The 24,800-nt window shown below is 42.1% G+C and carries 20 protein-coding genes and 1 tRNA gene; 16 read left to right on the forward strand and 5 right to left on the reverse strand.

Going from position 1 to position 24,800, the window contains the following annotated elements; all coding sequences use genetic code 11:
* Window positions 1–185 precede the first annotated feature (185 nt).
* The 4 genes from NDJ01_RS19365 to NDJ01_RS19380 all read left to right on the forward strand — a co-directional run bounded on the left by NDJ01_RS19365 (window position 186) and on the right by NDJ01_RS19380 (window position 3,206).
* A tRNA-Ser gene (locus tag NDJ01_RS19365) sits at window positions 186–276 on the forward strand.
* Window positions 277–360: 84 nt separating this feature from the next.
* Window positions 361–1,623, forward strand: coding sequence for a tyrosine-type recombinase/integrase (locus NDJ01_RS19370; protein WP_258587169.1), 1,263 nt, complete (start codon window positions 361–363; stop codon window positions 1,621–1,623).
* Window positions 1,624–1,813: 190 nt separating this feature from the next.
* Complete coding sequence (locus NDJ01_RS19375) at window positions 1,814–2,965, forward strand: hypothetical protein (protein ID WP_258587170.1); 1,152 nt, start codon at window positions 1,814–1,816, stop codon at window positions 2,963–2,965.
* 55 nt (window positions 2,966–3,020) lie between these two features.
* Window positions 3,021–3,206 carry a hypothetical protein gene (locus NDJ01_RS19380; RefSeq protein WP_258587171.1) on the forward strand — a complete coding sequence of 62 codons (186 nt, stop codon included), beginning with the start codon at window positions 3,021–3,023 and terminating at the stop codon, window positions 3,204–3,206.
* Window positions 3,207–3,240: 34 nt separating this feature from the next.
* Here the strand turns inward: NDJ01_RS19380 and NDJ01_RS19385 are convergent, their stop codons facing one another.
* Both NDJ01_RS19385 and NDJ01_RS19390 read right to left on the reverse strand, forming a co-directional pair.
* Window positions 3,241–4,101 (reverse strand): HNH endonuclease, encoded by an 861-nt coding sequence (locus tag NDJ01_RS19385; protein ID WP_258587172.1) that lies wholly within the window; start codon window positions 4,099–4,101, stop codon window positions 3,241–3,243.
* Window positions 4,102–4,103: 2 nt separating this feature from the next.
* Window positions 4,104–5,630 (reverse strand): ATP-binding protein, encoded by a 1,527-nt coding sequence (locus NDJ01_RS19390; RefSeq protein ID WP_258587173.1) that lies wholly within the window; start codon window positions 5,628–5,630, stop codon window positions 4,104–4,106.
* Window positions 5,631–5,891: 261 nt separating this feature from the next.
* Between NDJ01_RS19390 and NDJ01_RS19395 the strand changes: the two genes are divergently transcribed.
* The 7 genes from NDJ01_RS19395 to NDJ01_RS19425 all read left to right on the forward strand — a co-directional run bounded on the left by NDJ01_RS19395 (window position 5,892) and on the right by NDJ01_RS19425 (window position 15,925).
* Complete coding sequence (locus tag NDJ01_RS19395) at window positions 5,892–6,989, forward strand: site-specific integrase (protein ID WP_258587174.1); 1,098 nt, start codon at window positions 5,892–5,894, stop codon at window positions 6,987–6,989.
* 217 nt (window positions 6,990–7,206) lie between these two features.
* Window positions 7,207–8,697 (forward strand): hypothetical protein, encoded by a 1,491-nt coding sequence (locus tag NDJ01_RS19400; protein ID WP_258587175.1) that lies wholly within the window; start codon window positions 7,207–7,209, stop codon window positions 8,695–8,697.
* A 98-nt stretch (window positions 8,698–8,795) separates the two neighbouring features.
* Entirely contained in the window at window positions 8,796–9,620 is an 825-nt protein-coding gene (locus NDJ01_RS19405; RefSeq protein WP_258587176.1) for a hypothetical protein, read from the forward strand.
* A 196-nt stretch (window positions 9,621–9,816) separates the two neighbouring features.
* Window positions 9,817–12,906 (forward strand): TrlF family AAA-like ATPase, encoded by a 3,090-nt coding sequence (locus tag NDJ01_RS19410; RefSeq protein ID WP_258587177.1) that lies wholly within the window; start codon window positions 9,817–9,819, stop codon window positions 12,904–12,906.
* An 88-nt stretch (window positions 12,907–12,994) separates the two neighbouring features.
* The gene (locus NDJ01_RS19415) at window positions 12,995–13,582 is read left to right on the forward strand and encodes a hypothetical protein (protein ID WP_258587178.1); all 588 of its coding nucleotides are present in this window, start codon (window positions 12,995–12,997) and stop codon (window positions 13,580–13,582) included.
* A gap of 446 nt (window positions 13,583–14,028) precedes the next feature.
* Window positions 14,029–14,790 carry a cytosolic protein gene (locus NDJ01_RS19420; RefSeq protein WP_258587179.1) on the forward strand — a complete coding sequence of 254 codons (762 nt, stop codon included), beginning with the start codon at window positions 14,029–14,031 and terminating at the stop codon, window positions 14,788–14,790.
* Between the two features lie 103 nt (window positions 14,791–14,893).
* Window positions 14,894–15,925: a cytosolic protein gene (locus NDJ01_RS19425; protein ID WP_164665338.1), complete on the forward strand. Its 1,032-nt coding sequence runs from the start codon at window positions 14,894–14,896 to the stop codon at window positions 15,923–15,925.
* A gap of 163 nt (window positions 15,926–16,088) precedes the next feature.
* On the opposite strand, the gene NDJ01_RS19430 is transcribed toward NDJ01_RS19425, so the two are convergent.
* Both NDJ01_RS19430 and NDJ01_RS19435 read right to left on the reverse strand, forming a co-directional pair.
* On the reverse strand, window positions 16,089–16,445 hold the full coding sequence (locus NDJ01_RS19430; protein ID WP_005374274.1) for a YibL family ribosome-associated protein: 357 nt from the start codon (window positions 16,443–16,445) through the stop codon (window positions 16,089–16,091).
* 85 nt (window positions 16,446–16,530) lie between these two features.
* Entirely contained in the window at window positions 16,531–17,526 is a 996-nt protein-coding gene (locus NDJ01_RS19435; RefSeq protein ID WP_006741210.1) for a 2-hydroxyacid dehydrogenase, read from the reverse strand.
* A gap of 289 nt (window positions 17,527–17,815) precedes the next feature.
* On the opposite strand from NDJ01_RS19435, the gene NDJ01_RS19440 reads away from it, so the two are divergent.
* Window positions 17,816–18,298, forward strand: coding sequence for a murein L,D-transpeptidase family protein (locus NDJ01_RS19440; protein WP_041853100.1), 483 nt, complete (start codon window positions 17,816–17,818; stop codon window positions 18,296–18,298).
* 35 nt (window positions 18,299–18,333) lie between these two features.
* Here the strand turns inward: NDJ01_RS19440 and NDJ01_RS19445 are convergent, their stop codons facing one another.
* The gene (locus NDJ01_RS19445; RefSeq protein ID WP_048625142.1) at window positions 18,334–19,044 is read right to left on the reverse strand and encodes a glycerophosphodiester phosphodiesterase family protein; all 711 of its coding nucleotides are present in this window, start codon (window positions 19,042–19,044) and stop codon (window positions 18,334–18,336) included.
* A 239-nt stretch (window positions 19,045–19,283) separates the two neighbouring features.
* Between NDJ01_RS19445 and NDJ01_RS19450 the strand changes: the two genes are divergently transcribed.
* The 4 genes from NDJ01_RS19450 to NDJ01_RS19465 all read left to right on the forward strand — a co-directional run bounded on the left by NDJ01_RS19450 (window position 19,284) and on the right by NDJ01_RS19465 (window position 24,727).
* Window positions 19,284–20,237, forward strand: coding sequence for a lactate/malate family dehydrogenase (locus tag NDJ01_RS19450; protein WP_258587180.1), 954 nt, complete (start codon window positions 19,284–19,286; stop codon window positions 20,235–20,237).
* 147 nt (window positions 20,238–20,384) lie between these two features.
* The gene (locus NDJ01_RS19455) at window positions 20,385–21,050 is read left to right on the forward strand and encodes a response regulator transcription factor (protein ID WP_046873911.1); all 666 of its coding nucleotides are present in this window, start codon (window positions 20,385–20,387) and stop codon (window positions 21,048–21,050) included.
* On the forward strand, window positions 21,050–22,423 hold the full coding sequence (locus NDJ01_RS19460; protein WP_258587181.1) for a sensor histidine kinase: 1,374 nt from the start codon (window positions 21,050–21,052) through the stop codon (window positions 22,421–22,423). The genes NDJ01_RS19455 and NDJ01_RS19460 overlap by 1 nt, the downstream gene beginning before the upstream one ends.
* Before the next feature lie 207 nt (window positions 22,424–22,630).
* Window positions 22,631–24,727, forward strand: coding sequence for a TonB-dependent siderophore receptor (locus NDJ01_RS19465; RefSeq protein ID WP_053807982.1), 2,097 nt, complete (start codon window positions 22,631–22,633; stop codon window positions 24,725–24,727).
* Window positions 24,728–24,800: the final 73 nt, after the last annotated feature.

Here is a 24,800-nt window from a genome sequence, read left to right on the forward strand (position 1 = left end):
TTCCATGCCGAACTCAGAAGTGAAACGAAATAGCGCCGATGGTAGTGTGGGGCTTCCCCATGTGAGAGTAGGACATCGCCAGGCTTTAAACATCGCTTTCAAGTTTTCTTTTTAATTAAGATAACTGAAGGCAAAACTAAAAATTAGCATCGATAGTATAAGACTAAGTTTTAGTGACAATTTGTGGAGAGATGGCTGAGTGGTTGAAAGCACCGGTCTTGAAAACCGGCATACGTTAATAGCGTATCTAGGGTTCAAATCCCTATCTCTCCGCCACATTCAAAGATTAAACCGCTGTTTTTACAGCGGTTTTTTCGTTTTTATACCTCAAAAGTCGACAAATACAAGAGGATGATACAGATGTATTTGTTTCGACAACCTAATAGCGTGTATTACACACGTGTTGCAATCCCGACTTCCCTTCAAAAAAACGGTTTTCCTAAGGAAATTCGCTTGTCCCTAGTCACGCGTGATCGTCGTATGGCTTACAAACGCAATCTTGATCAGACAAAAGTAATCTTCGAGCTTTTCGAATTAGCACAGACAAAGTCTTTACCCTTTCCAGATTTTAAGCAAAAGCTTAATACAGAAGTTAACAAGCTTAGAGTCTCTTTTAATAAACAAACAAGTGATGGTGACTCAACATGTCGTCTGCTCTCGGAAATGTATGAGCCCAAAAAACAGAAACAGACATCATCAATCAACACCGATGTACTAAATCGGTTCATTGAATCAAAACGTCTAGAAAAAGTTACAAACCTTACCCTCAAGCAGCTAAAACAACGCAATGGGGACTTCTTAAAGTTTGTTGAGCAACTAGAAGGATCGAGTATCACCAGCAGCGTTGCAATGGCTTACAGAGACGAGCTCTTAGGTCGAGAATTAAGTCATAAGACATTACGTGACTACTTCGCTGCAATTAAGCAGTTTATGAACTGGTGTGTGGTGCAAGAGCTGATAAACTCCAACCCATTTGCTCACGTAAAGCTACCTTCCAAAAACATCTCGTCTCATTCCCAGCGTCTACGCTGGGGCGAAAAGGAACTAACACGCCTATTTTCTAGCCGTGCTTTTAAAGAGCAGGATTCATCCTTCCAGTGGGCATCAAAGGTTATGGTATTGCATGGCTGTCGCCCGTCGGAAGCTTGTCAACTTCGAGTAGCTGATATCCATATAGATGGCCCCATACCAATAATATCTTTTACTGATAGCGGAGAGCAGCAACATCTAAAAAATGCCTCATCCAAACGACAGGTTCCCATCCATCAAAGGTTACTGGAGTCTAGTTTTCTCGATTATGTAAAAGAGCGGAAACAACACAAGAAAATCCAACTGTTTGATTTTATCCCACGTGGCAAGGATACCGATTGGTCAAAAGATTTCAGAGACAGCATGGGTGACGTTCTGACCGCATGTGGCTTTAAGGCGGGTAATCGCCCCACTGCGTACTCTTTTCGACACACATTCGTCGATGAACTAAAGCAAGCCAATATTGAGGAACATGTAGTAGCTCAAATCGTAGGGCATAAAAATACCAGCATGACTTACGGACACTACGGTAAGCAACTTCCAGCAGAGAAGCTGATGCATGCTGTTAATGCATTTACGCTTAATCCGTTTTAAATTTCTTGCACTGAAAATTTAGAACGGATTACAATGAGCGCGGATGACATACATGGGTTGCTGGCGATACCTACCTCTGTCCGTACTCAATTTAACTTAATTTAAAGTCTTTGTGCTGAAACCCCAGTGCCAAAGCAAGCTTTTAGTAAACGCCAGCCATTTGCTTGTTTTGCACGTTGGAGAGACAGCTATGCGTTTACGCAACAAATCGACTTACACTAAGCTAACCAATGCCTTCAATGAACACCTGCGACGCAATTTAGAGTTAAGTATTCCCTTCAGAAAACGGGATGACATGCTCGCGCACATTTTGTTTAATCTCAGCCCTAATGAAGTCCACCAAAGGTTAAGTCGAAATAAAGATGTATTGGTGGATTGGAAGCAAGAAAGTGACTCCGTTTTAGAGGCTCGCTTTCAAAATACCATCTGGCCTCGCGTTATGAAGGCATTCCAAGGCTACCAGCTTTCCGAATCGCAACTTATTGAGTTGATGGCAAGCACTATCAAACCTGCTTTACTCGACTTAGAGCCGTCCATGGTCTCAATGAGCTTTCAAAACGCCCTTGGGATTGAGTTTGTTTTGGTCACAGATGAAAAGGAAACGAAGGCATCAACAGGACATCACCTATTAAAGTGGCACTTACCATCACGAGACAATGTAATCGTGCCGAATAGTTGGACAGGACTCGATAATATGCGCCTTTACACACCGAGCAGTGCGAGAGAGCGTTATTCTGCTTTCGACCAGCAGACATATCAAATCATGTCGCTCGCATGCGATAGTGTTTTGGTCGATGCTTATCAGCAAGCACCCAAACTAAATGGTCAATACTCATCTCTCTATAAAGATCTGTATCAGCTACGTGATTGCCATCTACTTCTTTTGTTTGTTCAGGAGTATTACAACCTAGCGGATACGATGGTTCAGAGTATTGCTGAACATTATCAGAGCAAACGCAATTACACGGCAGATGCCTCTGATATCAAACAAGACCTTGACTGGTTCTCTGAGCTCCAAGCAATTAATTTCTCATTGTACAGCCTCTGGAATGTCGTAGAGGATGAATACCAAGAATTTGCTCGCAAGAATCACCTGCCAACAGCAAACCGTTACGTCGATGAGTTGTACCTGCTTATTATGCAGTACATGTTTGAGACAGGACTGGTTAATCAACAAAATAAAGACTTTTCCGCGCACGATGTAACACTTGTATATGCAGTCAATGATGCTTGCAGAATTGCCGTTTCAAGTATTACGACTGAGTTGAGTCGTGGTGTGCGCCTTCTCACTCATGGCAACCCGAGTGATTTAATTATGGAGCTAATACCAGCAGAAGTTTAATCTCCCTTATTCGCAGCGCTTTCAAAAGCGCTGCTGTTTAACTAAGGCAATAAACATGAGTGAAATAAACAATCAATCTGATGAGTCCGTTAACAAGCCATCGTCTGTGGAGCTCAATACCCAAACGAAAATTGAGCGAGGAGATAACCAAACGAAGCAGCGACGAAAGCGAAAATCTTACTCCGAACAAGATGCGGAGAGGTTTGCAATAAACGTCAACAAAGCAGCAAGAAAAGCTTGATACCTATAACTGCTCGTTGGTTTTCTAGATGTGTCTAAAAAACTAGGTATTGTTCAGAACAAAACCACTCACTTTGAGCAATGGCCTCCATGAGGGCTCTAGCTATAGAGTTGGGAGGTTGAGTTTGCGTTCTAGCCAAGAAATTAGCTTGAATTTCTTCTGTACTAAGACCTTGCTCATGCTTTAATTCACGTACTCTTTCGGTCAACATTGTAAATAACAGAGATGCTTGGGTTTTATATCTACTAGCAAGGTCAAAATCATTAAAGTGGTTAATCGCTCGTTGTTGGCATTCTTGACTCCACGTAGCAAGTGGGCTTGGAAAAAATCTAGCTGTCACTGGCGTAGTTTCAACAATTTCCGCTGATATCCAGTGTTCATCAATAAAGTGCTCTGATACAAAGTAAGGATGCAGTGGTTCTTCTACATTTGAATTTAATACTGAGCTTCCTTTTCCTTTATTGCAGTCCATGCATGCAGGGACTAGATTGCACGGGTTCACTGAATAAAGCGGATATCTCGCTTTCGGTAAATAGTGGTCGAGTGTCGATACGCTGCCAATCCCACAGAGCGGGCACAGTCCATCAGATGATGCCCTGAGCGCATCGTATATAGTTCTACCACTAGTGCCTGTTTTGACAAAACACTTCTCATATAAGTCCACAAAGTCTGCTTTGGTGATACTCTCGACAACAATATCTTCTGAGTGCCCGTGCCTAGACTGAGTCAATTGATGCAAAGTAGTATTCGAAGCTCTTTGTTGGTAAATCAAATCAAACTCAGGAATATGTTGACGAAGCCCTATCATTGCAGGGAGATTTTCAGAATCACAATCTTGAAGACAAACGTTAAAAGTATCCAGAAATTGATAACTGGGCAAAGGAAGTTTTTTCATTATTACTCCTGACCAGCTACTCTGTTGGCGATCATGCTCTGAAGTAAAAATTGACCTTCGATACCTAGCTTTTGTTGATAACTATTGAGTATTTCTTGATAACTTTTCCCTTCGTCCACTGAAGATTGCAGAAGTTCGTGAAATCCAGACTTTGTTACTTCCAAACCAAACACTTCTCGCGTAAGCATACCGACGTTCTCCGCAAACGTTTCGATTTTGGGACGGGAAGTACTCATGCTTGCCCCAAAGCGTGTTATTTTTGAAACACAACTTTGAGGTATTTCCTGCAACACAACGGGAGAATGAGTTGCAATAATTGCGACGCCATTTCTGTTTGAAAGCAAGTCACTTAATGCTCGGGTGAAAGCAGAAAGCAAAGGCGGGTGTAAATGGCTTTCAGGCTCATCGATAAGAAGAAGTGTCTTTTCTTCGACTTTTTCAACTAACTTTGTAAGGGTTAGGATTACAATGGCATGTCCAGAACTCATTTTTGAGATTAGGTGAATAGCTGACTGCCTGAAATATTCATCACTAACCGTGGTGAGGATTGCGAGGTTCATATCTGCGAAGTTACTATCCGATTCAAGGGTTTTTACAGCTTTTAACCATCTATCTTTTTTCGCCTTACTCACAAAGCAGTTTCTTAAACTACTGTAAAACTCAGTATGAAGTTGTCCCAAGTTTTTGAGCGCTGTTTGGGATGTTTGCTTTAAGCCAATGTAGTAGTAACACGTGCCTTTCGACGGATCGGCTCTTTCCATCGGAGGATCAAATGGGTCAAATACACTAAAAGAAACTGAAACAATACTACTGAAGTAGTCTTTATTAATCGCATTTCCAGGCCCAAATGGTGTGTTTTCAAAAAAATGACCTTTAGAAATATCTTGTTCAATAACACTAGCGATCATTCCATTTAATAAGGTTGTTTTACCTACACCATTGCGCCCAATAATTGCGTGAATGTTTGTCTTTGGTTTTGATTCGGGTGTGACTTGGAAACCCAATGAAACTCCAGCTAAACTCTCCGTCTGGTGACGAACAAAACCAAAATTGTATGGAGTTAACTCAGCGTCACCGTTCAATATCCTTGTCAACTGACCTTTCACGACGGACAAACTTGTATACCTCAACAGCGATGTACCAAACACATCTTCATCTTCAATTGCATTTATGATGCTTGGTTTGGCCACTATATCATTTAGTCCATCTAGAAGACTTTCTTTAGTCTGAGGTGATAGTTCATTTACAATCGTTTTATAGTACTCAACACCCTCACCAAGAGAAAAATACCCTTCTGGTAGTCTATCGAATGAAGCAGCCAAACTCCCGTAAGTTGATTGTTGAGTTGTTTGTCCCTTGAATCCTATTTTTACGTTTCCAATATCATGTTTTGTGCCATTTTCATCAAAAATCACTAGATAAAACATGGTTACAAACGAATAGTCATTCCAGTTATCTATTTGTAAGTACACCGTATTTTGTCCTAGTGAAGGCACGGATTGGTTACTTGGAACTAAAGTAAAGTTCATATGGCTTACGTTCATCCTATGGAATATTGGAAGCGATTATAATATCAATTAAGCTCACAATCACCTGTTGCATATTAGCAATTATCCATTCCCTCCCCAAAGGTAAAAACTGAATTTTTTAACTATTTGATAAGAAATGGATTAGTAATTTTTTATAATAAGTAACTAATAATATTAGCATTTTCAGTTTGGACTTCCTGATTTTGTCTAGATATGATGCTCTCAAATAGAAGAGCAGCCATAGCTGCCTAAGTTGAGAAAATGGAAAACAGGAACCCCAAAAAATTTAAAGATTACGCAGATAAATTCATCAAAAGCCGAAAATTCAGAGTTGCTCCATCAACTCTTGTTAACAACAAGTGCAAAGCGAACGCTTTGAAGCTCTACTTTAGTGAGACACTAATCTCGGACATTTGTCATAGCGACATTCTAGATTTATTTGACGACCTTCACGAACGTTACGCGAACAAAACAATCAATGAGTTCATGACTGTGCTGCGAGGTATTTTTAAACACGCTGTCAATGATGGTGCCATTGGTGTTAGCCCAATGTTAGACGTCAAGAACTTTAAAGCGTGCAAAGTTGAACCGAAACCTTTCTCTAAAGCGGAACTGAACAGCCTTCACAGTACTCATGGGTGTCTACATGGCAAGCATGCGCTCATGTTGAACGTTCTTACTGGTGTTCGGATTAGTGAACTGATTGCACTAACTTGGGAAGATATAGACTTTAAGCGCAAGGAAATGTTTGTCCGTCGAGCGAAGGTGCTTAGCGATTACAAAACACCGAAAACTGAAGAGTCAAGCAGGAAAGTCGAGCTCAATGAGTTGGCTATTCAAGTGCTGAAAAAGCAACTCAAGTTGACAGGTGGCAAGGCAACTTGTGAAATCTCGGTGCTGCAAAGTGATAACAAAAGTCGTATCAAAGAACACTTACAGTTTGTATTTTACAACAGTCAAACTGATGCCCCTTTCATTCACGCAGCGCAGTTTAATAAAACCTTTTTCAAACCATTTTTAGAAAAGGCTGGTGTTGAGCACCGTGGCGCAGGTCAACTTCGACATACCTTTGCCAGCCAAAACCTGACGGCAGGTATTTCTAAAGAGTGGATTGCACGTCAAATGGGCCATAGCGATACCGCGATGGTCGATAAGCATTACGGCAAATGGATAGCGGTAGACTCCCCCGACTATGCAAGTGCGTCGGCAAGGAACCTGTCTAGCACGTTTGATATGAAAGTATCTGAGCCTGTGTCTGTGACAGAAATTCCATCTGAGTTCGTAGCTTTGATTCAAGCGTTACAAGCTAAACCCGAGCTGCTTACACTTGTGCAAACGCTAGTTGGGAGCCAGCCATGATAGCTATCGCCACCATTGGCATTTGCGTTGTCAGCCATGGCAGTTTCACTGCCATGAATGGCACTATTGGTGCCAAAGTCATCCACTTTGAAAGTGAGATGACAAAGCAACCCGCTGCGCTCCCGTCACACTTTTTGTTCCAAAAAGATGAACGTGAGCTGCGGGCAAGAGATGGCTCTCTTGACTCTCTACCATACTCACCCCTTCGGGGGTGACTATGAAGGAAATTCGATTCTTTCATCGACGCTTTAACTTCACATCAAAACCAGTTGATCGAGTTAAGTGCGAACACTCTCTAGCTCACTCATTACGTATTGCACCACCCACCGCTGTTAATGACTCTAAGCGGTTAGAGTGGAATGAGGAGCTTGCAGATACCAACTTAATTTGGCTAGGGTCAAAGGTTTTACCCTTGCACTCATTGCCCGAAGATGAGCGTTTAGAGCTGTTGTATCAGTTGGCACCGCAGCCAAAAATTCGCAATCAATCGAAATTGCAAACTCAGCAGCGGCAGTATCGCCTCAAAATGAACAACGCCATTAAGAGTGAAACAACCAAAGGAAATACAGAGGCTGCGGAGTTTTTGCAAGCAGTCTTAAACGCCAAAGGGCATGTGCCCTACTCACGTATCGAGCAATTTAAAAAGCTGAAAATGCAGCGGAAAAAGCAACGTATCAAGATGCTAGAAACGTATCTGAACGCTTATAACCAGTTGCAGCAGCGACCAGCAGCGAACAACGTATTCATGCAAGAAGGCACCTTTAAAGTTCCACATCAATGGAACGTTGGCAGCGACACCATAACGCTTGAAGAATACATTTTATTTACGCGTAAGTTTTTGAAGCACCATTATCCTGCTTACGACATTCAGGCAATCATTGGACATGACGATGAGCGAAGTGTTGATGTCAATACTGGAGCACATACTCACTACTTTATCTCGGGTAGGAACAACCAAACTGGTGAATATGACTTGAGGAAAACTCAGATTAACGTCGTCAACAAGTATATCCGTGAAAACTACCCTAGTGAAAAGTCGCTTCCAGAGAATGGCAAGCTTACCAGGAAGCTCAGTCAAAAGTTTGGTCATTACCATCAACGTATGATGCTTGATTTTGCCAATGAGCAACTATTTAAGAGCAAGAGTTTGAAAGCTGAATTTGCTCCCGAAACAGAGCAAAAATCGGTGCTGCGCAAGAAGATAGATAAGGAATCGAACCTGCCTAAGTCTGCTCGAAGCCATAACTACTACACGCACCAACTTGAGTTGGTTCAAGCAAAGGTTCATTCAGCAGAGCAGCAGTACAATGAGCTAGTAGAAAACACTCATTCGTTAAAAGATAACTTTGACAAGTTACTCGATGACGTAGCTCAGGCGCAGGTCAACCTTAGTGAGCTTCAAATTGAAAAAGACACAGTAACCACTGAGATAACAGAGCTTAAAGATCAACAATCACGGTTATCCCAACTGGCTCTAGAGCTAACCGACGCTGTCGTTCCGAGGTTGGTAAGTGTGTTCAAGAAAGTGCTACTTGCTATCAATGCTCGCGACAAAAAGATGGCTATAAAGCAAGCTGAGTATCTTGATTCCGCTTTGAGTGCTGCACTTGAGCTTCCTCCCTCAGTAGCACAAGGCGTTTCTAAGGAAATCAAGACCATAAAGGAAGCCAACATTAATATTGGAGCGGAAGCTTCACTGGATAAGTAAGTTAGTAAGTTAACTAACTAACTAACTAACTTACTTACTTACTTACTAACTTACTTACTTACTAACCTAAACATAATAACTAAAACATAGGTAATACAATGGCTAGACCAAGATCATATACGGATGACGATGTCATCAACATTGCGACTCAATTGATCAGCAAAGGAAAGAAGCCTTCTGGCTGGTACATCAAGGAAGCGCTTGGGAGAGGAAGAATTTCTACTATTCAAGCGGATTTAGATCGGTTGATACAAGACGGGCATATCTCCGTCGAAGTGCGAAAAGCGCCAGATACAAAAGACGATGAAGCGACTCTTGCCTTTCTGTCGTATGACCTTCCTGCTGAACTACAAGAGCTTTTAGCTAAACGGGAAGAAGAGCTTTGCAAAGTAATGCGAGAGATGACAAGCGCTTTGAACAACAAAGCGCACGAGCACTATGAAACCATAATGGCTATTCGTGTCAGAGATCTCGACGCAAAATATAACCTAACGTATCGAGCCAAGGAGCAAGCTGAAGCTGACTATGCTGATATTGAAGAACGCCTTAAGAAGCAAGTTGAGGAAAAGGAACGGCTTGAGGACAAAATTGAAGAATTAGAACTTGAATTGGCTGAATCACGGCAAAGCCACTCGGAGTTACTTCAACACAATCTTAAACTTACAAGCAATTTAAACTCCATTACGGAGAAGTACGAAATACTTCAAGGGACTTACCAAGGCATCAACGAACAGCTATCAGCACTACAAAATGAGCATACATCTGTGAAAGTGAAGCTGGAATCTGCGCTGAGTGAGAATGAAAGTCTTCAATCACGGGTTGTTGAGTTAACCGATGAGCATGAGGAGGCAAAAGCACAGTTAGCTGAGGCCAAAGTACGGTTAACTACCTCTAGCGACACATTGCACGATTTAGAAATTTGAAACTGGGAAGGATCAAATTTATATATGAAACATCAGTATCAGAAGGTAGCAATGGCAAGAAGACAATGATTTAAGGTAACAGGTGTTAGATCTCTCACTTCCCATCTCTATCGTTTGACTAACTTTTTTTAGAGCCATTAAAGTACCGATATATACGCAATTAAGTGCAACACCAATATAATAAAAGGAATATTTAATGGCTAGTAGCGATTATCCGCAAGGCTCTGAGTGGCGGAAGTGGGATCTACACATTCATACCCCTGCGTCTTTTCATTGGGATGGTCAAAAATTTAACTCCGACCCAGATTCATCCGAGAATATTCAGCTGATTGATCAAATGATCAAAGCCATGAACGATGCTGAGCCAGCAGTTTTTGCGATAATGGATTACTGGACTTTTGACGGTTGGTTTGCGCTACAGAAACGATTGAAACAGCCAGGAGCCCCCGAACTAAAGAAGACTGTTTTTCCTGGTATTGAATTGCGGTTAATGGCTCCAATGAAAGGAAGGTTAAATGCACATGTCCTCTTTTCTGATTTGATAACCGAACAAGAGCTTATTGATTTTAAATCCAATCTAAAACTTGAATTCCCAGGTGAAGAGCCTAGAAACCTGTCTGATGTAGCATTGATCGAATACGCACGTTTTGTTCCCGCAGATAAGCTAAAGCACCATTCTTTGGATAAAAGCCGTGTCCTAGAAGACTCTGCCTACGCACTCAGAGCAGGTTCAATAATGGCTGAGCTGAGTTGTGATAGCTATAAGAATGCTATTTCGAAAGTAAAAAATGGGCGTGCTATAGGCTTTATGCCATTTGATACTAGCGATGGCTTAACTGGTATAGAACGGAATGAGCACTACGCCTATGTTCTAAGCTTGTTCAAACAATCACCAATATTTGAGACCCGTAACTTAGCCCTTTGGGAAGCGTTCTCTGGTATAAAAACATCCCAAAACAAGAGTTGGTTAGATGATTTTCAACAGGCTCTTAACAATGTACCTAGACTAGCTGTATCTGGTAGTGATGCTCACAGGTTTATTGGTGAATCAGGTAATAACGACAGACGCGGCTATGGTGATTATCCATCAGGCAAAGCAACATGGATAAAAGCGAATCCAACATTTGATGGTTTAATGCAGGCCATCAAAGAACCTGCGAAAAGATCATTTATCGGCACCATACCGCCAAAGAAGCAACTCGTAAGTGAAAATAGAAGCCGATTTATCAACACACTAGAAGTGACGAAAGTATCTAGCTCATCTCTAACTGATAGTTGGCTCGACAATACTTCATTGCACTTAAATCATGATCTAGTAGCTATCATTGGTAACAAGGGTAGTGGCAAAAGCGCTTTGGCTGATATAGCCGCATTGCTTGGTAATTCCAAACAAAGTCATCATTTTTCTTTCCTGAAAGAAAACAGGTTTCGGGGTAAGACAGGAGAGCCAGCGAATCACTTTGACGCCAAAGTGACTTGGGGTGATGAAAAGCAACTTGAGAAAAATCTAAATGAAAATCCAGCTACTGAAAATGTTGAGTTAGTTAAATATATTCCACAAGGGCACTTTGAGGAACTGTGCAATGCTCATGTGTCAGGCCAATCAGATGCTTTTGAAAGAGAGCTTCGTTCTGTAATTTTCTCACATGCAGATGACTCTATACGGCTAGGAGCGCATGATTTTGACCAACTTATCGAGCAACAAGAAAGCTCTCTTCGCAGCCAGCTAGAAAGTTATCGTAGCACTTTACATAAGGTCAATGAGCAAATTGAATTTGTTGAAAACCAGATGACTGACGAAGCGCGAAAAACACTTGAAGAGTTACTTGAACAGAAGAAACGCCTGCATGAAGAACTAACCAAATCTAAACCAGAAGAAGTCCCTGAGCCAACAAAGGAGTTGAGCTTGGAACAACAAAAGGTTTCCGAAGAACTGGCTTCGATAAGTAAAGAGCTGGAGAAAATACAAAAACAAAAAGAATCACATCAAGAGGAACTAACTAGACTAGCGTCGAGGAAAAAAGCATGTAAAAACATTAAAGCAGGGTTTGATATTGTTAAACGTGCAGCCGAGCAGTTTATTTTAGAGTTCGACTCTGATGCTAGAATTTTAGATCTAGACATCGATAAACTAATCAATGTGACTCTTGATGAACAAGTCATTCTTGATATTGAAAAATCGACTTCGTTGCAGAGTGAGGCTATAAAGTCAGAGCAACTATCTCTTGACGTTAATAAACAATCACTTGATGAGCAAAAGGCTCCATTGAATGCACAACTAAATGCACCTCAGCAGAAGTTTCAAGCCTACAAAGAACAACTTAAGGCTTGGGAAGATCGAATAACGGCACTGGTCGGTACAAAAGATGAACCTGACACACTTGAAGGCGTGCGGCATAGGAAGCATCAGCTGGATCTCCTCCCTACTCAGAGGCAACAACTACATGAAAAACGTCTCGAATTGACTAGCCAGATATTCAAGACTCTAGATGAACAAAAAGCGAACAGAGAATCGCTTTTTGAGCCAGTACAATCGCTTATTCAAAATAATGCCCTGATTCGTGATGAGTACAAATTGCAATTTAAGGCTGAGTTAAGCAGTACAGTAGACCAAATTTCAAACAAGTTGTTCTCTATTGTGAAACAAGCATCGGGGGAGTTTAGAGGTGAGTCAGAGAGTCTTTCGGTTATGAAAGATCTTTTAGATCGACATGACCTTAACTGTGAAGAGTCACTAATAAAGTTTGTTGACGAACTATATAAAAAGCTGGAAGCAGCGTCTAAGAATCCAATAGGCATAGGCTCATTATTGCGAAAGGATCGAACAGCCAATGAAGTTTATGACCTTATATTTGGTTTGGAATATTTAGAGCCAAGATACACGTTAATGTTTCAGGATGCACAAATTGGACAACTATCTCCTGGTCAAAGAGGTGCACTATTGTTGATTTTTTACTTGCTTGTCGACAAGGGGAACACTCCAATTATCTTAGATCAGCCAGAGGAAAACCTAGACAACGAAACCATAGTGAGTTTGCTAGTTCCAGTATTGACGGAAGCGAAGCAGAAGAGACAAATTATTATGGTTACCCATAATCCAAACCTAGCTGTTGTATGCGATGCTGAACAGATCATTCACTGCGAATTTGATCGTACAAATGGACACAATATTACATACACCCCAGGAGCTATAGAGTGCAACATAATTAATAATAAGGTTGTCGATGTGCTCGAGGGAACTATGCCTGCATTTGATAATCGCAGAATGAAGTACATGCAACGTTGATTATAATCAAGTAGATAAAGCACCATTAAGGTTTGGGTTTCCAAATCTGGGGTGCTTACTTATCGCATGCATATTTAAAGGTATACAGATGACACTTAAAATCAACAGTACGCCAACCTACTATGGTAACTGGATATATATTGGTGGCGATATTTACAATCGAAACTGGTCAAAAGTTGGCAAAACTACGATTGGACTGCATACTCGCCACACTTCTTCTCAAAATCCTGGTTACTTTATTTACACAGCCTTTCAAATTGTTAACGGTAACGTTCATGAAATTGAAGCAAGGTTATTGGAGCATTTAGAGGTTATTATAGACCTACAAAGATTACCTCACTTTAGCACAGGTAGCCTAAGTGAGTGTTTCCACGTTAAACCCGATGAGATGACTTATCTTGTTGAACAGTTTATCACTGACAACTATAGCTGGTGTGTGACATTTGAAAATTCAATTCATGGTCAAATGAGTAGATATGAATGTAGCTACGACGTTCGTCGCTACATTCAAGATAACCGCACTTCCATGCCTGTAAATTGCTCCTTAAACCGAAAAAGCTATTACACGGGTAATCAAGAAGTATATGAAGTAGATCTTGGAGGAGGTCACTATCTAGACATAGCCAGTGGAATGATAATTTATAGAGAAGAAGTGGAAGAAGATGATGAATGGTAAGCTAAACTTTTTATTGATATCAGGTCTACAGTTGAACCTTTGCGCATTTTTTGGTTTAATCTGTACCAGTCACATGGCAAAATCGACTTTTGAGCATACAACTTAAGTCATTGTAAAATAAGCAGTTTAGTCTTGCGGATATAGCTTTCAAATCCCTATCTCTCCGCCACCTTTAAAAAACCGCTGTTCTTACAGCGGTTTTTTTGTATCTGCTGTTTTTTAACAGTTGTTATCGAAAACTTCTAATTGGCTTTTCTCCGGCCCTTTCTCTAAGTTCTTTAGCGTACTCACTTTGGGTGTAGTTTACGCAGTAATATCTTCAATCGAAGACATTTCCATAGGTCATTTGGGCTTTAAGTAGAGCTTTGTTAAGTCTCAACGTGGGATGCTTAAAAGCATTTTGATAGAGTTTCAGTCTAAATACTGCAGATGTACTTGGAGAAAAAATGAAGCTACTTTACTGGTTAGATGAATGGCAAGCGTTTACTCAAAAAGAGCAAAATGCTGCTTTACCAATTTCTGGCTACGATTTACTTGATGATGTTTTTGTGAAGTATGAATTCGTCGATCTTAACAAGCCATTGTTGTTCACATTTTCTCCTTCCGGTACTGATGCTCAGGTACAAGACTTAACTCCGGATTTTTCTCCTTGGGGCTACGACCTCGGAATACAACAACAAGTAAACATTATTGCCTTTCAACATTTAGGTAAAAGTAATTGGTTCCGTAGTCGGAATTTGATTTTCTTTCTGGAGCAGCTGTCTGAGTTGCTTCATCCCTTCCAATGTCGTTTGGGTTATGGGCAAAGTCGAGGTGGCTTTGCAATTGGCGCATTCGCTGACTTACTGAAGTTGGATCATCTTTTGTTGTTTTATCCTGTTAGCACAAAAAATAAAGCGTTAGTGCCATGGGATGAGCGGTCGAGCACTGAGCTTGCTCAACAGTTCGATTGGGAAAGCGGCTACCATGATCGAGATTTGGGCAATGCCAAAGGTTACATTATTTATGACCCCACCAATCGTATTGATCGTCTTCATGCTGAACGTTATCCAGAGCTTACTCATTTAAAAGTCGTCGGTATGGGGCACGGCACTCAATCCACACAATTAGATAAATTAGAATTTTTTAATCTGGTGGCGAAGGAGTTTGTTCGTCATCAAACCATAGATATTGACCAATTTAATAAGCAAATTCACGCTTTGTTTTAAAAGAGGACTGATATCAGAGTCCCCTGTAACCAGGGGGAGATGATCACACACTAAAAACTAGATTTTTAACACAATTGCTAGGCGCAATTTAGATGGAGGATTAATGAAGTTACTGTACTGGTTGGATGAATGGCTGGCTCTTTCTCGTGAAGAACAGCAAACCAGGCTACCGATGTCCGGGGAGGACTTACTTGATGATGTGTTTGTTAAGTATGAGTTTGTCGACCGAAATAAACCGCTGTTGTTCACCTTTTCCCCTGCTGGTACGAATCTACAAGTACAGGACTTACACTCAGACTTTGCGCCTTGGGGCTATCGATTAGCCCAGAAACAAAAAGTAAATATTATTTCTTTTCAGCACCTTGGGAAAAGTAACTGGTTTCGCAGCCGTAATTTGATTTTCTTTCTAGAGCAGTTATCGACATTACTTGAGCCTTTTGAATGCCGTTTAGGTTATGGCCTTAGCCGCGGTGGTTTTGCTATTGGCGCTTTTTCCAATCTATTAAGGTTGGATCAAGTATTGATGTTTCACCCGGTCAGTACAAAAAACAAAGTGCTAGTGCCATGGGATGACAGGCCAAGTACTGAACTTGCCCAACAATTTGATTGGGAAGGAAAGTACCACGACCTCGACCTTGGAGATGCAAAAGGTTACATCATTTATGATCCAACCAATGAAATCGACCGTCTTCACGCCAAACGCTACCCAGAGCTCACTCACTTGAGAGTCTTCGGTATGGGACATGGTACACACGCGACGTATTTGAATAAATTCGGTTTTTATAAGCAAGTGGCTGTAGACTTTATACGTTATCAGAAGATAGATATAGCGCAGTTTCGTCATCAGACTAAAACGCTGCGATTAAAAGAAGATTACTATCAGTGTCTTAACAAGGCGAATGCGAGTTCACAACATCGTTTGAGCCTACTGAGTACCGCTCATAATGTGCTAATTGAAGAAAAGAAAGAACATGTGAAGGAGCATCAAGCGCAAATCGATATTCAGCCACTTGTTGATATTGCGATGAAGCATGAGCATGACAATCCGCAAGATGCAGTACAACTTTTGGAAGTGGCTCAGCAGTTAGTTCCGAATGACCCCGTTGTGGAGCACAAGTTGCAGCAACTGTCGTAGCGTTGAGATGTAATGCAGACGGTATTGGTTGAAAATAGGTCCGTGGCTTTTGTCGCTGGCCTTTTTAGGAGCTTATGGGTTGATATTTCGATGACATTTAATGAAGCAGTACAAAATAAAAAGCCCAAGCAAATGCTTAGGCTCAACGAGTATTAATATGAGTTTAAAACTCTTTTGGCGCAAAGCCTGTCATGACATCGAGGCGAAGCTCTTTACCAACTTTTGTTAGTGGGTGAACGATTACTAAGCCGCGTACGCGTTTTTTCAGTTTGCCGATGTCCGCTTGTTCTGCTTTGGTGATTTCACGAGAGAATGGCATATCAAGTAAGCTTTTACGTTCTTTGTTCAGCTCATAGTTTTGCTTATGCTTTAACTGGTTAAGCTTTTTGGTTAGCTGTTCTACTTCATCCGTGAACTTTGTAATCATTTCGTGATCACCACGAGAACGTGCCGCATCAAGTTTACGTTGGCATGTATCTAAACGGTTGTGCAGCTTTTGAATATCAGTTTTTATGCTCATGGTAATTTGGCTCAAATTTTAAATAGTCGAGAAGTATAGCATAGCTGAGATCACACGCTCTACTATACTTCTCGATTGTCTGGCTTTAGTTAATCAGTTCATTGCCCGATACGTTACCAGAGAAAAAGGCTTCGACGTTATCGAGCGTAACTGAGGCAATATTATTAAGTGCTTCGTGAGTCAAGAATGCTTGGTGGCCAGTAAACAGCACGTTATGACAAGCCGATAAGCGACGGAAAACATCGTCTACGATGACATCGTTAGATTTATCTTGGAAGAACAAGTCTTTTTCATTGTCATACACGTCTAGACCAAGCGCGCCAATCTTACCTTGTTTCAAGGCTTCTATCGCCGCTAGTGAATCCAGCAACTCGCCTCGACTAGTGTTAATGATCATCACACCATCTTTCATTTGCGCGAAGGCTTTTTCGTTCAATAGGTGATAGTTTTCTTCACTCATTGGACAATGGAGAGAGATAATATCCGCATTAGCGTAGATTTCTTCAAGCGAACAGTAACGCGCTCCCATTTCTAGTGCTAATGGATTTTCGTAAGGGTCATAGCAAAGCAGCTCCATGCCAAGCCCTTTGAAGATACGCATCGTCGCGATACCAATCTTACCTGTACCAATGACACCAACGGTTTTTCCGTAAAAGTTAAAGCCAACTAGGCCCTCTAGCGAGAAGTTGGCGTCACGTGTGCGTTGGTAGGCTTTGTGAAGGCGACGATTTAGGCACATCATCAAACCGACTGTGTGCTCTGCCACCGCCTCTGGTGAGTAAGCTGGAACTCGAACTACTTGTAAGCCAAGTTCTTTAGCAGCTTGTTGATCAACTTTATCAAAACCCGCGCAGCGCATGGCAATAAGCTTAGTTCCGCCTAGAGAAAGCTGTTTAAGAACGGGAGCTGAAAGGTCATCATTGACGAAAGCACACACGACATCGCAACCATGTGCCATTTTGGCTGTTTTTTCGGTTAGCCGGAAGTCGTGATAGTGGAATTCAAAATCTCGGTTATTTTTAATTTTATTAAAAGAGGCCTCGTCGTAGGATTTTGCACTAAAAAAAGCAATATTAATCATGGTTCCCTCTCAAAAAGTGCGGACTTTATAAATAAATATACTTATAAAGTAATGCAACTTAGGCGGAATGAATAGAGAAATCTTCTCTTTAACTTTTGCCATATCAAACAACGATAACGATCACGTCTTTCAATGAGTATTATCTTACGACTCTGCACTTGTGCGTTCATCACATTAGCTCCTGGGGTAATACAGGTTCTACCCTAGATACTGTTTGCTTTACGGGCGCTAACTGACTAGCATAATCGCTCTTTTCTTGTTCACTTTAGTTAGGTTAGGCGTTCCGGCAATGTCAGTGAAATGGTGCTCTATGTTCTTGTGTTGCGTGTTGGCTTCTGGCGTCCATGCAGCTGTAGATCTTGTTAAAGTCGACAAGTCAAAGCGTCGAATGTATTTAATGGAACAAGGCACAATACTAAAAGAATACCGCATTGCTTTAGGGGCGAGCCCTAAAGGGCATAAACAAGAAGAGGGAGACAATCGTACACCTGAGGGCGAATACACCTTAGATTACGTTATAGAAGACTCTGCTTTTTATCGTTCTGTGCATATTAGCTACCCTGATGCGATTGATACGTTGGAAGCGAAGCGCCGAGGTGTGTCCCCAGGAGGGAACATCAAAATTCATGGTTTAAAAAACGGTGAGAGCCAGTTGCCGATTTATATCCAAAGCTTTGATTGGACCAATGGATGTATTGCGATTACCAATGAAGAGATGGATGAATTTATCCAGCTTGTAGAGATGGGGACACCAATTCAGATTGAGTGGTAACGAAATGGTGCCTCTAAAGCTCAAGGTGGTATGTGCTATGGCATAAAGCGTTGTGGATGATCACTGAATATACCGTCTAACTGAGGTAGGTACTTCAGTTTGTTTGGATTGTTCACTGTATAACACATCACTTTGTAACCCGCCTGCTGGAGTTTGTTTATTTGGCGCGAGCGAACCCAGTTAATGTTTAGGTTGCAGCTATAGGCGTTAACTTCTTCCAAAAGGCGTTTATCTTTTCTCGTTAAGAATTCACTCAATACACCTAATCGATACTCATTGCAGTATTTATGCAGCGCTCTAATGACATCATGACTAAAACTGGAGAGTAGTACCTTCTCTTGCGGCATGGGACTTTTTGCTAGTACGTTGGCGAGAGCTTGTGCCACTTCTTCTGCTGGGTGGCGATCTACCTTAACTTCAATATTCAAGTTAAGCTTGTGCTCAGTAGCTAAAGTGAGCAGCTCATCTAATGTCATGATTTTCTCACCTGAAAAATCTGCGCTGAACCAGCTACCAAAATCCAACGCCTTTAACTCTTCCAGAGTCAGTTCATCGACACGCCCTTGTCCATTACTGCATCGATTTATGGTGTGATCATGGCAAACCACTAAAACATTATCTTTGGTCGGTTGTACATCAACTTCAACCCAATTTAATCCGAGGTCAATGGCGGCCTGAACGCTCACTTTTGTATTTTCTGGGTATGAGCCAGCAACACCACGATGACCAATTACTAATGTTTCCATGTTCTTCATCTTCTGCTTTGTGATGAGCAGATTGTACTCGTTTTTTGCTTTGAAGATATACCTCAAGGTGCATGTTGTCAGATCGTCTTAATAAAAGCCAAATCGCCCATTCGTCAAGGTAGGTCGTTGGAAGCACTCCTGTCGAATCATGAACCAAAGTTGGACTTTTATTCTCCTGCCGCTCATTTTTAAAGAGCAAGGTAGTTGCGAGTGCATCATGGTTATCGGGAGAGAGAAATATGAAGATCGGTGTTATTGGTGCAGGTGCTGTTGGTGTGGGTGTATGTAATTACTTACTCACTCTGGGTGGTTTTAGCGAGCTTGTTCTACTTGATAAAAATTTAGAACGTGCCGAGGGTGAAGTGTTTGATTTTCGTCACACGATGGCACTGACTTTTTCAAAAAACACACGCATTATGCCGTCGGATGATTACTTAGATTTACTCGAAGCCTCTCTTGTTGTTATCACCGCTGGTACGCAGATTAAACAAGGACAAACTCGTTTAGATATTGCTGAGGTTAATGCTCAAATTGGAGTTGATATTGCGCGTCAAATAGAACGCGTAGCGCCAAATGCGGTGTTGATTGTTGTGTCAAACCCATGCGATATCGTGGCGCACTTTATTGTCACCAACACCGGTTTTGAGCCGAGTAAAGTTATTAGCAGTGGCTGTGTAGTTGATACTGCTCGTTTAATGAGTATTGTTGCTAGCCGTGTAGACCTAGACCCGAAGAACGTGTTTGGTTATGTATTAGGAGAGCATGGTAGCCATTGCTTTACTCCTAAGAGCTTAATTTCTATCGCTGGGCAACCGGCCGACTATTACTGCGATACCCATAACATTGAGAGAATTGATCCGCACGCACTTCTTGAGGCGGTGAAACAGGCGGGATACGAAATCTTTCGGCGTAAGCAGAACACCGTTCATGGCATTGCCGCTAGTGTCTTTCGAATCATTCAAGCTGTGACGATTAACGAACGATCGGTGTTGCCCGTCGGTACGATGATGTCGGGGCAATATGGTTTGCATGATGTTGTTCTCAGCCTACCTACGGTTATTGGAAAAAACGGAGCAAATTCAGTTCTGATGCATCCCTTCACTGAAGAGGAGCTTGTCACATTAAAAACGATCCGCACCCACTTAAAACACATCGTGGAAAATGTCGCTAAGAAGACGAAGCTAACGCCCTGATCTACCCTCATTATCAGGTGCTAGTTAGCTTAGCACTCTGGTCTACTGCTATAGAGCTATTTGTACTAAAGCCCTAGGATGTGTAGTTGTTTAATTTGTAAATGAGTAATAGAATGCGAACCATTTTTATTTGAATGGTGAGTGGTAATGTCTCGAGTTTTGATAGTGGATGATGACGTTCCTTTGTGTGAGCTATTAGAAGCAGTTTTGCAAGAGGAGGGTTATATTGTCTCTTCTGTACATTGCGGTGAAAGTGCTTTGCAATATATGGAAAAAACGCCGGTAGATCTTGTACTGCTTGATGTCATGTTACCAAACCTTAACGGCATGCAAGTTGCCCGTAGAATCTGTCAACGCTTCGCGACACCTATTCTAATGCTTACTGCTCTTAATGATGAAAACTCGATGCTTGATGGCTACCAAGCGGGAGCCGATCAGTACATAGGAAAGCCTTTTAATGTTGCTGAGCTTCTGATGCGCATCAAAGCGATTCTTCGTCGTGTTGGTTTAGAGCGCCAACGTCAGGCGATGTGCAGTACCGTTCAAACGATCAGTGATCAGCTCAATAGCTTACCACTCACAAGCACGGAAGCCGAGTTACTGAGCTATCTAGTCAAAAACCAAGGTGTGGTGATTTCAAAAGCGGAACTCCAAACCGAAGTATTAAAGAAAGAGCTAAGCCCTTTTGACCGCAATCTTGATATGCACATCAGTAATATACGTCGCAAGCTAGTAGAAGCAGGGCTCTCTAAACAACATATCAAAACCTTCCGTGGCAAAGGTTACAGTTACCTAGAGGCTGTAAACAATTAATGAAGCTCACGTGCCCACCTTTTATCGCGAAACGTAAAGACAGCTTAGCGTTTAAGTTGTTTAGTTATATGACTGCAATTGTGATAAGTATTTTGGTCGTACAAGCAATGGCGGAGCAAGCTCTCGTGAAAGCCATGCTAAAAGTGCCGGACAGTGTGCGAGAAGAAATGCTCGATCTTGCACATCAAGCCAATGTGCTGATTGAGCACGGAGACATGGATGAACTTGCTGACTGGGCGAACGCGCAAAACTTTTATCTGTTTGTGCTGAATGAGCACCAGCAACCCGTCACTCACCGTTTAATGCATCCACACTTCGAGTTCAAACTTCAATTTAAAAGAAGTATTGATGATCAACTTGAGGGAAAGGTAAATCGCCCGATTATCAATATCCCTTTGGTTAAAGATAATAGCTTGGTGATTCAACTGCCACATCGACTGCATCCCGCACATGACTTCATTTTATATTTCTCTATTCTCAAAGTGGTGATTGCGGTAGTTATTTTGGCGTTGTTCTCATTGCTAATGGCACGCAACTTACAACAGCCGCTTGATCGCTTAAGAGAAGCAAGCAAAAAGCTATCTAACGGCGACTTTAATGTCAGTGTGGTGAAAGAGTTAAAATCGAATACGCGCGAGTTTAACGAGCTGGCGCAAGACTTCGACCACATGACACAGCAAATTCATTCTCTTGCCGAAAAGCAGCGATTGCTTATAAGAGATGTCTCCCACGAGCTCCGAACGCCGTTAGCAAGACAGAATTTAGTTCTACACCTTTTGCGGAAGCGAGTTGGGGAGAATGAGCAAAGCTTGGTGACCAGGCTAGAAGACGAAGCTAAAGAGCTAAACCATTTGATAAGCGATATCTTGGAGTTCAGTCGCTTGGAAAATGCGCGTTTCGACAAAGGTGCGAAACGCCGTGATTTAGAGGTGTTGCTCGCACCGCAAGTTGAGCGGTGCAAAATCGATTTAAAGCCAGAACAAACATTGTCATTCCGTTCAGAAGCAACATGCGCCAAAGCTTTTTGCGAAGAAACGCTCGTCATTCGTTGTTTGAACAACCTTGTTGGAAATGCCATCAAATATTCAGGGCAAGCATCTCAGATAGAAGTTTCTCTGGCTAATCATGTCAAAGATGGGCAGCAATTGATTACCATGTCTGTATCCGACAATGGGCCTGGTATTCCAGAGAACAAGTTGGTCGATATTTTTGACCCGTTTACTCGCTTAGATGCATCAAGAGATAAGAAGCTTGGCGGCTACGGCTTAGGTCTCGCGATTGTCAAAGAATCCATGCGCATTATGGGTGGATCCGTTACGGCGAAAAATCGTGAACAAGGAGGTCTGAGTGTTACGTTGGTGTTCAAGCAGTAAGTATGGTTAAGTCTTATAAACTGTGATTTTGATCACGTTATTGTGGCTCATCATCAGAGAGTACTTTACAAAAGTTTGCAAATGCAAAGAATGTAAATTTAATGCAAATGGTAATACTTATCACTTATATTCACCCGCGAAATAATTAAGAGGGAATCGCATTCAACAAGCATGTGACCCGAAAAATAATAATCGGAGTGAAAGGATATGTTTACTAAGAGCCATTTGGCGCTAGTGATCGGTGCGGTGTTAGCAACACCTGCAGTGGCGGACGTTCAAACAGACGAACATGTAGTTGTAGAAGGTCGAGAGTTCGGCTACAAGGCGGATACAAACAGTACAGCAATGCGCATGGAAATGACGCAGCTGGAAACGCCAGGACAAGTAGCGGTTATCGATGAAACGGTAATTGATGAGCAGCGTGCAAGTACACTTGGTGAAGTGCTACGTAACGATGCAAGTGTTAGCGCGGGTGGTACAAGCCGTAACCGCGAACGTTTCTCTCTACGTGGTTTTGAGCTTAGCAGTTCAGACGGTTTTCTTCGTGATGGCCGTCAACACTGGTCACACTACCGTCAGCCAATTGAGCTTTTAGAGCGTGTTGAAGTGCTTAAAGGTCCATCAGGCTTGCTATACGGTAAATCTGAGCCGGGTGGCTTGGTAAACATGGTTTCGAAAAAACCAACAACTCAAACACAAGCTAGTTTGAGTCAAGATCTAGGTTCGAATGATCACTCACGCACGGTGCTTGATGTGAGTGGCGCGCTAAATGATGCAGAGACACTGCGCGCGCGCGCAATTTTTGCCAAAGAAAGCTACGGCTCTTGGCGCAGCTACGGCGATGGTACCGAGCCAGAAACGGATCGTACGGTTGCGGGCCTAGTGGTTGAGTACGACATCACCGACAACTTTATGGTGTCAGCGCATTACGATCGCACGAAAGACGATGGTAGTGTGGATTCTGGTGCTTACATTGTGGATGGTAAAGCGGTTCGCGGTGACAAGCACATCTGGGATGCCCAGTGGTCAAAGATTGACAACGAAGTAGAAAACTACGGTATCGATATTAATGCTCAAGTGACTGACAATGTAAACGTAAAAGCGGGTTACAACCGTCAAGACTTTAAGCGTTTTGATGTAGAGTCTTACCCAGGTTTCGATACTTATGACCAAGATACTAAGATCGACCATTCTGGTAACGAACGCAAAGATAATTGGGTGTTTGATACTGCATATATAGATGTGACGACGGACTTTTCTCTGTTTGGTACAGATAACACGTTTTTGGTAGGTGCGAACTATCTAGAGTATACCTATGACCGTTTCCAAAAGTATTACAACCCTATAAGTATAGAAGCCGGTCAGTCAGTGCCTCGTCCTGGCTACTCTGGGAAAGTTAAACAGTCCACAAGCGAGCACGACACTTGGGGTATCTACGCGCAAAACATGATGACGATTAATGATTACTGGCAAGTGCTTGCAGGTGTTCGTTATGACGAAAAGCGTGATGATGACCTGACTGAAAACCAGGTTTCTCCAAAATTTGGTGTAATTTTCCACCCAGCGACGAATGGCTCGGTTTACGTTCAGTACTCTGAAAGCTTTATGCCACAAGGTGAAGTCAGCAGTGGTCGTGGCAAAACTTACGTGAACGATGGCGAGAAGCTAGATGCAGAGCGCGGAATTTCTTATGAAATCGGTACGAAGTGGGAACTGTTTGATCAGCGCTTATTTGTATCAGGTGCTGTGTTTGATATCACATTAGAGAACATGTCGCTGGATGTTGAAAGTGGTAAAGATGCTAGTAATAAGGTTCTACATAAGAAAACTCAAGGTGGTGAGCAAGTACACAAAGGTGCTGAGCTAATGGCCCAAGGTTTTGTGACCCCTGAGTTGTCGCTAACCGCTTCTGCAATGTACTTGGATGCAGAGCTTAAGAAGGCAGAAAGATATGAAGGTAACCGCCCTGTAGATGTGCCAGAGTTCTCGGCAAGTCTATGGTCTAGCTACAAGGTTCAAGACAACACTAACTTAAACCTCGGTTTGATTTATGAAGGTGATCGCTACGGTGATGCAGCGAATACCTTCAAGAAAGATGGCTACGCTCGCGTTGATATGGGCGTGTCATACAAACATAAGTACGATGAAAACTTGGATATCATTGCTCGATTCAATGTCGAGAATTTATTCGATACCGACTACTTCGCAGGTGGTGGTAGCACGAATAGCGAGCAAAAAGGTGCGAGTGGGGTTGTGGTTGGAGAAAGCCGCAACTACATGGCAACAATCCAGTTCAAGTACTGATAACAATTTGATTATTAAAGGGGAAGGGTAGTCTTCCCCTTTGGTCGTTTTTGGAACACAGAAATATAACTCG

The organism is Vibrio sp. HS-50-1, assembly GCF_024747315.1.
Classification (GTDB): Bacteria; Pseudomonadota; Gammaproteobacteria; order Enterobacterales; family Vibrionaceae; genus Vibrio; species Vibrio diabolicus.

Coding starts and splice junctions, on each gene's coding strand:
- NDJ01_RS19370 (WP_258587169.1), top strand. CDS start 361: ATGTATTTGTTTCGACAACCTAATAGCGTGTATTACACACGTGTTGCA.
- NDJ01_RS19375 (WP_258587170.1), top strand. CDS start 1,814: ATGCGTTTACGCAACAAATCGACTTACACTAAGCTAACCAATGCCTTC.
- NDJ01_RS19380 (WP_258587171.1), top strand. CDS start 3,021: ATGAGTGAAATAAACAATCAATCTGATGAGTCCGTTAACAAGCCATCG.
- NDJ01_RS19385 (WP_258587172.1), bottom strand. CDS start 4,101: ATGAAAAAACTTCCTTTGCCCAGTTATCAATTTCTGGATACTTTTAAC.
- NDJ01_RS19390 (WP_258587173.1), bottom strand. CDS start 5,630: ATGAACTTTACTTTAGTTCCAAGTAACCAATCCGTGCCTTCACTAGGA.
- NDJ01_RS19395 (WP_258587174.1), top strand. CDS start 5,892: ATGGAAAACAGGAACCCCAAAAAATTTAAAGATTACGCAGATAAATTC.
- NDJ01_RS19400 (WP_258587175.1), top strand. CDS start 7,207: ATGAAGGAAATTCGATTCTTTCATCGACGCTTTAACTTCACATCAAAA.
- NDJ01_RS19405 (WP_258587176.1), top strand. CDS start 8,796: ATGGCTAGACCAAGATCATATACGGATGACGATGTCATCAACATTGCG.
- NDJ01_RS19410 (WP_258587177.1), top strand. CDS start 9,817: ATGGCTAGTAGCGATTATCCGCAAGGCTCTGAGTGGCGGAAGTGGGAT.
- NDJ01_RS19415 (WP_258587178.1), top strand. CDS start 12,995: ATGACACTTAAAATCAACAGTACGCCAACCTACTATGGTAACTGGATA.
- NDJ01_RS19420 (WP_258587179.1), top strand. CDS start 14,029: ATGAAGCTACTTTACTGGTTAGATGAATGGCAAGCGTTTACTCAAAAA.
- NDJ01_RS19425 (WP_164665338.1), top strand. CDS start 14,894: ATGAAGTTACTGTACTGGTTGGATGAATGGCTGGCTCTTTCTCGTGAA.
- NDJ01_RS19430 (WP_005374274.1), bottom strand. CDS start 16,445: ATGAGCATAAAAACTGATATTCAAAAGCTGCACAACCGTTTAGATACA.
- NDJ01_RS19435 (WP_006741210.1), bottom strand. CDS start 17,526: ATGATTAATATTGCTTTTTTTAGTGCAAAATCCTACGACGAGGCCTCT.
- NDJ01_RS19440 (WP_041853100.1), top strand. CDS start 17,816: ATGTCAGTGAAATGGTGCTCTATGTTCTTGTGTTGCGTGTTGGCTTCT.
- NDJ01_RS19445 (WP_048625142.1), bottom strand. CDS start 19,044: ATGGAAACATTAGTAATTGGTCATCGTGGTGTTGCTGGCTCATACCCA.
- NDJ01_RS19450 (WP_258587180.1), top strand. CDS start 19,284: ATGAAGATCGGTGTTATTGGTGCAGGTGCTGTTGGTGTGGGTGTATGT.
- NDJ01_RS19455 (WP_046873911.1), top strand. CDS start 20,385: ATGTCTCGAGTTTTGATAGTGGATGATGACGTTCCTTTGTGTGAGCTA.
- NDJ01_RS19460 (WP_258587181.1), top strand. CDS start 21,050: ATGAAGCTCACGTGCCCACCTTTTATCGCGAAACGTAAAGACAGCTTA.
- NDJ01_RS19465 (WP_053807982.1), top strand. CDS start 22,631: ATGTTTACTAAGAGCCATTTGGCGCTAGTGATCGGTGCGGTGTTAGCA.